Source organism: Caulobacter sp. HMWF025 (assembly GCF_003060965.1).
Classification (GTDB): Bacteria; Pseudomonadota; Alphaproteobacteria; order Caulobacterales; family Caulobacteraceae; genus Caulobacter.
In genome coordinates, this window is record NZ_QAII01000176.1 from 56,000 (window position 1) to 62,617 (window position 6,618).

7 protein-coding genes are annotated in these 6,618 nt (G+C 66.5%); 2 read left to right on the forward strand and 5 right to left on the reverse strand.

Features of this window, described 5'->3' with window-relative positions; all coding sequences use genetic code 11:
* Positions 1-109: 109 nt before the first annotated feature.
* Complete coding sequence (gene eno, locus DBR10_RS18780; RefSeq protein WP_108504900.1) at positions 110-1,390, reverse strand: phosphopyruvate hydratase; 1,281 nt, start codon at positions 1,388-1,390, stop codon at positions 110-112.
* A 113-nt stretch (positions 1,391-1,503) separates the two neighbouring features.
* On the opposite strand from eno, the gene DBR10_RS18785 reads away from it, so the two are divergent.
* A complete protein-coding gene (locus DBR10_RS18785; protein ID WP_108504899.1) occupies positions 1,504-2,274 on the forward strand; it encodes an enoyl-CoA hydratase in 771 nt (256 codons plus the stop codon).
* A gap of 2 nt (positions 2,275-2,276) precedes the next feature.
* Here DBR10_RS18785 and DBR10_RS18790 read toward each other — a convergent pair whose 3' ends face one another.
* From DBR10_RS18790 to secG, 4 genes are all read right to left on the reverse strand, one after another.
* On the reverse strand, positions 2,277-3,227 hold the full coding sequence (locus DBR10_RS18790; protein WP_108504898.1) for an aspartyl protease family protein: 951 nt from the start codon (positions 3,225-3,227) through the stop codon (positions 2,277-2,279).
* 111 nt (positions 3,228-3,338) lie between these two features.
* Positions 3,339-3,521 carry a 50S ribosomal protein L32 gene (gene rpmF / locus DBR10_RS18795; RefSeq protein WP_007671126.1) on the reverse strand — a complete coding sequence of 61 codons (183 nt, stop codon included), beginning with the start codon at positions 3,519-3,521 and terminating at the stop codon, positions 3,339-3,341.
* A gap of 116 nt (positions 3,522-3,637) precedes the next feature.
* Positions 3,638-5,290: a CTP synthase gene (locus tag DBR10_RS18800; protein ID WP_108504897.1), complete on the reverse strand. Its 1,653-nt coding sequence runs from the start codon at positions 5,288-5,290 to the stop codon at positions 3,638-3,640.
* A 101-nt stretch (positions 5,291-5,391) separates the two neighbouring features.
* On the reverse strand, positions 5,392-5,826 hold the full coding sequence (gene secG / locus DBR10_RS18805) for a preprotein translocase subunit SecG (protein ID WP_108504896.1): 435 nt from the start codon (positions 5,824-5,826) through the stop codon (positions 5,392-5,394).
* A 143-nt stretch (positions 5,827-5,969) separates the two neighbouring features.
* Here secG and DBR10_RS18810 point away from each other — a divergent pair, with 143 nt between their 5' ends.
* Entirely contained in the window at positions 5,970-6,485 is a 516-nt protein-coding gene (locus DBR10_RS18810) for a GNAT family N-acetyltransferase (protein ID WP_108504895.1), read from the forward strand.
* Positions 6,486-6,618: the final 133 nt, after the last annotated feature.

A 6,618-nucleotide genomic window follows, 5' to 3' on the forward strand; every position in this document is an offset into this window, starting at 1 on the left:
GAATCGGTCAGCTGAAGACCGTAGAACCCCGCCGCGAGCCCGGGCCAAAGAAAAGGCGCAGCCCCTTTCGAGGCTGCGCCGGATCCCGACCCGAGAGGTGTGGCTTGGCCTAGCGGCCCTTCAGCGCCGCACGGCCGGCATAGATGCCCTGGTCGTCCAGCATCTGCTCGATGCGGAGCAGCTGGTTGTACTTGGCCAGCCGGTCCGAACGGGCCAGCGAGCCGGTCTTGATCTGACCGCAGTTCAGGGCGACGGCGAGGTCGGCGATCGTGCTGTCCTCGGTTTCGCCCGAACGGTGGCTCATGACGCTGGTGTAGCCGGCGCGGTGAGCCAGATCGACGGCATCGATGGTCTCCGACAGGGTGCCGATCTGGTTGACCTTCACCAGGATCGAATTGGCCAGGCCCATGTCCAGGCCCATCTGCAGGCGCTTGGGATTGGTCACGAACAGGTCGTCGCCGACCAGCTGGACCTTCTTGCCCAGGGTGTCGGTCAGCAGCTTCCAGCCTTCGAAATCGTCCTCGGCCATGCCGTCCTCGATCGACAGGATCGGGAACTTCGACACGAGGCCGGCCAGATAGTCGACCATGGCGGCCGGATCGAGCGACTTGCCCTCGCCTTCCAGCTCGTACTTGTCGTTCTTGAAGAACTCGGTCGAGGCCACATCCAGGCCCAGAACGAAGTCCTCGCCGGCGCGGTAGCCGGCGGCCTCACCGGCCTTGACGATGAAGTCGAGCGCCGCCTCGGCAGAGGCCAGGTTGGGGGCAAAGCCGCCTTCATCGCCGACATTGGTGTTGTGACCGGCGTCCTTCAGGGCCTTCTTAAGGCCGTGGAAGATCTCGGCCCCCATGCGCAGGGCTTCGCTGAAGCTGGCCGCACCGGTCGGCAGGATCATGAACTCCTGGATGTCGATCGGATTGTCGGCGTGGGCCCCGCCGTTGATGATGTTCATCATCGGGGTGGGCAGAACGCGCGAATTGACACCGCCGACATACTTGTAGAGCGGCTGGCCGGCGGACTCGGCGGCGGCCTTGGCGACAGCCAGCGACACGCCGAGGATGGCATTGGCCCCGAGGCGCGACTTGTTGGCCGTGCCGTCCAGGTCGATCAGCAGGGTATCGATCCGGCGCTGGTCTTCAGCGTCAACGCCCGACAGGGCGTCAAAGATCTCGCCATTGACGGCGTCGACGGCCTGCAGGACGCCCTTGCCGAGATAGCGGCTCTTGTCGCCGTCGCGCTTCTCGACGGCTTCGTGAGCCCCGGTCGAGGCCCCCGAGGGCACAGCGGCGCGGCCGAACGCGCCGTCTTCCAGGACGACGTCGACTTCAACAGTCGGGTTACCCCGGCTGTCGAGAATTTCGCGGGCGATGATGTCGACGATCTCGGTCATGGCAGCTCCTCAAGGCGAAAGGCGCGGGAGGCTTAGCCGCCATGGCGGCGCGGCGCAACTTGACTTCCCGTCTGAACGCCGACTGATCATCGGTAACGCAAAGGGAGAACGCCATGCTGACCGTCGAAAAAAGCGGCCCGATCGCCGTCGTGACGCTGAACCGACCAGAGGCGATGAACGCCCTCTCCAAAATGCTTCGGGCGGCCCTGCATACGGTGATGTTCGAACTGGACGCTGATCCGGCCATCAGCGTCGTGGTCCTGACCGGGGCCGGCGAGCGGGCCTTCACGGCGGGGCTGGACCTCAAGGAACTGGGCAGCGACCCCAAGGCGATGAGCGCGGCCAATGACCAGGACGCCGAAAGCAACCCGGTCCGGGCCATCGAGGTCTGCCGCAAGCCGGTGATCGGCGCGATCAACGGCGTCGCCATCACCGGCGGCTTCGAGCTGGCTCTGGCCTGTGACGTCCTGATCGCCTCGGAGAATGCCCGCTTTGCCGATACACATGCCCGGGTCGGGATCATGCCCGGCTGGGGCCTGTCGCAGAAGCTGTCGCGCCTGATAGGCATCTACCGGGCCAAGGAACTGTCCCTGACCGGCAATTTCATCGATGCGGCGACGGCCGAGGCCTGGGGCCTGGTCAATCGCGTCGTTCCGGCGTCCGAATTGATGCCCACGGCCCTGAAGCTGGCGGCCGACATGGCCTCAATCCCGGTCGAAACCCTGTCGTTCTACAAGTCGCTGATCGACGAGGGCTACGGCCGCTCGTTCAACAAGGGACTGGAGATCGAACACAAGCGCTCCAGCGCCCATAACCGCGAGGTAACACCGGCCTCGGTCGAGGCCCGCCGGGCCCAGATCCAGGCCCGGGGCCGGACACAGTAAGGTCAGGCGCTGCGCGCGGTGGGCGGCACCCTTGCGTCGCCCACCCGGAACCGGATCCGCCCGGCCCCGAAGTCCAGTTCGACCCGGGCGAACATCCGCAGCACATCGACGCCTAGCAGGACCGCCGGACGCGCCTTCAGGCCCCAGACGTCAAAGACGTGCAGGTCGGCAAAGGCGATGGGCAGGTCTGTAACCCTGAGCGCGCCCAGGGTCAGGGACGGCGCGACGCGGAACTCGCCGACGCTCATCTCGCCCGAGGCCGTCAGAAGTCGCGCCGGCCTGACGTCATCAGAGGACCGCCGCCGCCGGGTGGAGATGGCGCGGGACAGGGCCATGTTTCCGATACTGACCCCGCCGCCGGTATCAATGAAGGCCAGGGCCCGGGTGCCGTCCACACGGCAGTCAGCGACGGTCAGCCGGCCAAACCGCTCGTCCGCCATCACCGAGACCTCGCGCGGCATCTGAACCCTGTCGAGGCCCGACCGGCTTCGGCGGACCTCAAGCCGGTGCCCGGCAAAGTCCATGATCACGTTCCGGTCTTCGAGGATGTCGACGCCCAGCAGGCCATCGCCGCCCACGCGGTCATCAGGCAACACCGGGAGGCTGGCCTGGGTCAGCCGGGCATCCCCAACTAAAAGCTGGGCCACCTGGGCCGTGGGGTAGGTCTGAGCGCCACTGATCCCGTGGACCAGCACGTCGGGGCCCCGGGCAAGGCCCAGGCGTTCGGCGACCGCCACCGACAGCACGCTCCGGCCTGCCCCGCTGTCGACGATGAACTGGAAGGGCCCCTGCCCGTTCAGCCAGACCTCGACCGTCAGGCGGTCATCGGCATCCGGCGTGGCATCGAGAATGAACAGGGGTTCGGGCGGCGCGGGCAGCGTCTGCCTGGCCAGAACGGTCTGGGGCAACAACGATAGACCCAGTCCCGCCGTCAGGATTCGGCGTGTGAGCATGGGCGGACCTCCCTGACCGCCGAGCCTACCACCTTTTTGGCACCCATGACGAAAAACGCCGCCCAGCGAGCCGGGCGGCGTTTTCGAAGTCAGAGACCGGAAAGGAAGCGCTTAGTCTTCCTTGGGGGTCAGGATCTGCTTGCCGTTGTACAGGCCCGTCTTCAGGTCGACGTGGTGCGGACGGCGCAGTTCGCCCGAGTCCTTGTCTTCCACGAAGGAGTTGGCGCCCAGGGCGTGGTGCGACCGGCGCATGTTCCGGCGAGAAGGCGAAGTTTTTCTTTTAGGAACGGCCATCGAAGTGACTCTGCTCGCTGAGCGTGAAAATCGGAAGCGGCGACTCGGGAAGAACCCAGGCCGCCGCGTGAGGGCGCGCTTATGCCTGAATCTCTTCAGACATGCAACAGCGCCTGTTAGACCAGCCTGCCCTGCTCTTTCGCCGCGGCGATAAAGCTGGCGAACAGCGGGTGCGGGGCGAACGGACGGCTCTTCAGTTCCGGGTGGAACTGCACGCCGATGAACCACGGATGGTCCTCGCGCTCGACGATTTCGGGCAGGACGCCGTCAGGCGAGCGACCGGTCAGTTTCAGGCCGGACTCCTCCATCCGGTGGCTGTAGCCGATATTGACCTCGTAGCGGTGCCTGTGGCGCTCGCTGATGGCCGTATCGCCATAGATGGCGGCGACCTTGCTGCCGGGCGTCAGGACGGCGTCGAAGGCACCCAGGCGCATGGTGCCGCCCAGGTCATCGCCCTTGCGGCGCTCGACCCGTTCATTGCCCTTGATCCACTCGGTCATGATCCCGACCACGGGACGTTCGGTGGGCCCAAACTCGCTGGAGCTGGCATCGGTGATGCCGGCCACATTGCGCAGGGTCTCGATGACCGCCATCTGCATGCCGAAGCAGATGCCGAAATACGGCACCTTGCGTTCACGGGCGAACTGGGCGGCCCGAATTTTTCCTTCCGCCCCCCGCTCGCCGAAGCCGCCGGGCACCATGATCGCGTGAGCGTTTTCGAGGCGGGCCGCGGCCGCGCCGGGATCGCCCTCGAAGGTTTCGCTTTCCACCCAGTCGAGATTGACCTTGACCCTGTTGGCCAGGCCGCCGTGGTGCAGGGCCTCGATCAGCGACTTGTAGGCGTCTTTCAGCACGGTGTACTTGCCGACCACGGCAATGGTCACTTCACCATCGGGGTGGTTGACCGTCTCGTCGATGGCTTCCCAGCGCGACAGGTCCGGCTTGGGCGCGTCGCTCATGCCGAACACGTCCAGCACCTCGGCGTCCAGGCCTTCCTTGTGATAGTCGATCGGCACCGCATAGATCGACGATGAGTCCATCGCCTGGATCACGGCGCTGGGCCGCACGTTGCAGAACTGCGCGATCTTGCGCTTTTCCTCGACCGGAATGTCCTGTTCGCAGCGGCACAGCAGGATATCGGGCTGGATGCCGATCGAGCGCAGTTCCTTGACCGAGTGCTGGGTCGGCTTGGTCTTCATCTCGCCGGCCGTCTTGATGAACGGCAGCAGGGTCAGGTGGACATAGCAGCTCTGGCCGCGCGGCAGGTCCTGGCGCAGCTGGCGGATGGCCTCGAAGAACGGCAGGCCCTCGATGTCGCCGACCGTGCCGCCGATCTCGACCAGCACGAAGTCGACCGGCTTCTCGCCCGTCTCGTCCAGGGCCGGCGACAGCACGAAGTCCTTGATCTCGTTGGTGACGTGCGGAATCACCTGGACGGTCGCGCCCAGATAGTCGCCGCGGCGTTCCTTCTCGATGATGGTCTTGTAGATCTGGCCGGTGGTGATGTTGTCGGCCTTGGTCGCCGACACGCCGGTGAAGCGCTCGTAGTGGCCCAGATCCAGGTCGGTCTCGGCCCCGTCGTCGGTCACGAACACCTCGCCGTGCTGATACGGGCTCATCGTGCCCGGATCGACATTGAGATAGGGGTCGAGCTTGCGCAGGCGGACCTTGTAGCCACGAGCCTGCAGGAGCGCTCCGAGCGCTGCGGAGGCGAGGCCTTTTCCAAGCGAGGAAACCACGCCGCCGGTGATGAAGATGTACCGCGTCATGGGCGCTCAGATTAGCCGCGATTCGGGCGTCGCGGGGAGAAACCGACGTTCATCAACAGCTTTCCGCCGGAAAGCCGCCGATGAACAGGCAAATCAAGGGTTTACTGGGCCGGAGCCGGAGCCGGGGCGGTCGGCTGGGCCGGGGCCGGCGTGGTCGGAAGGTTCAGCTGCGGGGCCGGGGCCGTGATCGCGCCCGGCTGGGCGGTCGAGGGCGTCTGGCCGGCCGGCGCGATCGGCGCGACCGGAGCGTTCAGGGTCTTGGTGTCGAGGTTCTGGATGTTCAGACGCTCGGTCACCGAGCCGCCACCGCCCATGCGACCCGTCAGGATGGTCAGGGTCAGGCTGATCAGCAGGAACACCGAGAACAGGATCCAGGTGATGCGGGTCAGGAGGTCGCCGGCCCCGCGGGCGGTCATGAAGCCGGTATTGCCGCCGCCCATGCCCAGGGCACCGCCCTCGGACCGTTGCAGCAGGACGACGCCGATCAGGCCGAGGCAGACGACGATGTTGATAGCCAGCAGAATGCCGATGAGCATGAGGAAACTGATCTCGATCCGGGCGACGGGACGGTCCGCCGTGTAAAACGAAGCGGCCCCTCTACCACCAGAGCGGCGTTCACGCCATAGCTGGGAACGGGGGATCCTGAACTCAAGGCCCCTGCCCCCGTCCGGAACCGCCGATGATCCTCGAAACCGAACGCCTGGTCCTCGCGCCCCTGACGGTGGCGGACGCGGCGCAACTCTATCCGCTGCTCAGCGATCCCGAGGTCATGGCCCACTGGGACCATGACGCCCTCGAGGAGCCCGCCGAGGTCGAGGCCTGCGTCGCCGCCCAGGTCGAGGCCATGCAGGCCGGCCAGGCCCTGTCCTGGGCCATCCGCCAGGCCGGGGACAGTGCGGTGCTCGGCAGCTGCGAGCTGGTCGACCTCGATCTGCGCCACCACACCGCCGAGCTGCGCTTCATGCTGGCCCGTGACCGCTGGGGCCAGGCCATCGCCCTGGAAGCCGTCAGCGCCGTCCTGGCCCACGCCGCCTCGATCGGCCTCAAGCGCCTGAACGCCCGCACCCATGTCGGCGACAACCGCGCCGAGGCCCTGCTCAAGCGCGTGGGCTTCATCGAGGAAGGCTATCAGAAGGGCCACATCCACCGCGAAGGCGAGCGCCGCGACTGCCGGCTGTTCGGGATTTCGCTGTAGGGTCGACGCAGGCCCCCTACGGGTCGCTTCGCGACCGTCTTCCCCCGGAGGGGGAAGATGAGATCATCCGCCCCCATGCTCCCCTTCGGGGGAGCTGTCGGCGAAGCCGACTGAGGGGGTCGGGGGGCGGACG

Bases quoted from the DNA above. Each gene is read 5' to 3' on its own strand.
- DBR10_RS18785 (WP_108504899.1), top strand. From the start codon at position 1,504: ATGCTGACCGTCGAAAAAAGCGGCCCGATCGCCGTCGTGACGCTGAAC.
- secG (WP_108504896.1), bottom strand. From the start codon at position 5,826: ATGCTCATCGGCATTCTGCTGGCTATCAACATCGTCGTCTGCCTCGGC.
- DBR10_RS18790 (WP_108504898.1), bottom strand. From the start codon at position 3,227: ATGCTCACACGCCGAATCCTGACGGCGGGACTGGGTCTATCGTTGTTG.
- DBR10_RS18800 (WP_108504897.1), bottom strand. From the start codon at position 5,290: ATGACGCGGTACATCTTCATCACCGGCGGCGTGGTTTCCTCGCTTGGA.
- eno (WP_108504900.1), bottom strand. From the start codon at position 1,390: ATGACCGAGATCGTCGACATCATCGCCCGCGAAATTCTCGACAGCCGG.
- DBR10_RS18810 (WP_108504895.1), top strand. From the start codon at position 5,970: ATGATCCTCGAAACCGAACGCCTGGTCCTCGCGCCCCTGACGGTGGCG.
- rpmF (WP_007671126.1), bottom strand. From the start codon at position 3,521: ATGGCCGTTCCTAAAAGAAAAACTTCGCCTTCTCGCCGGAACATGCGC.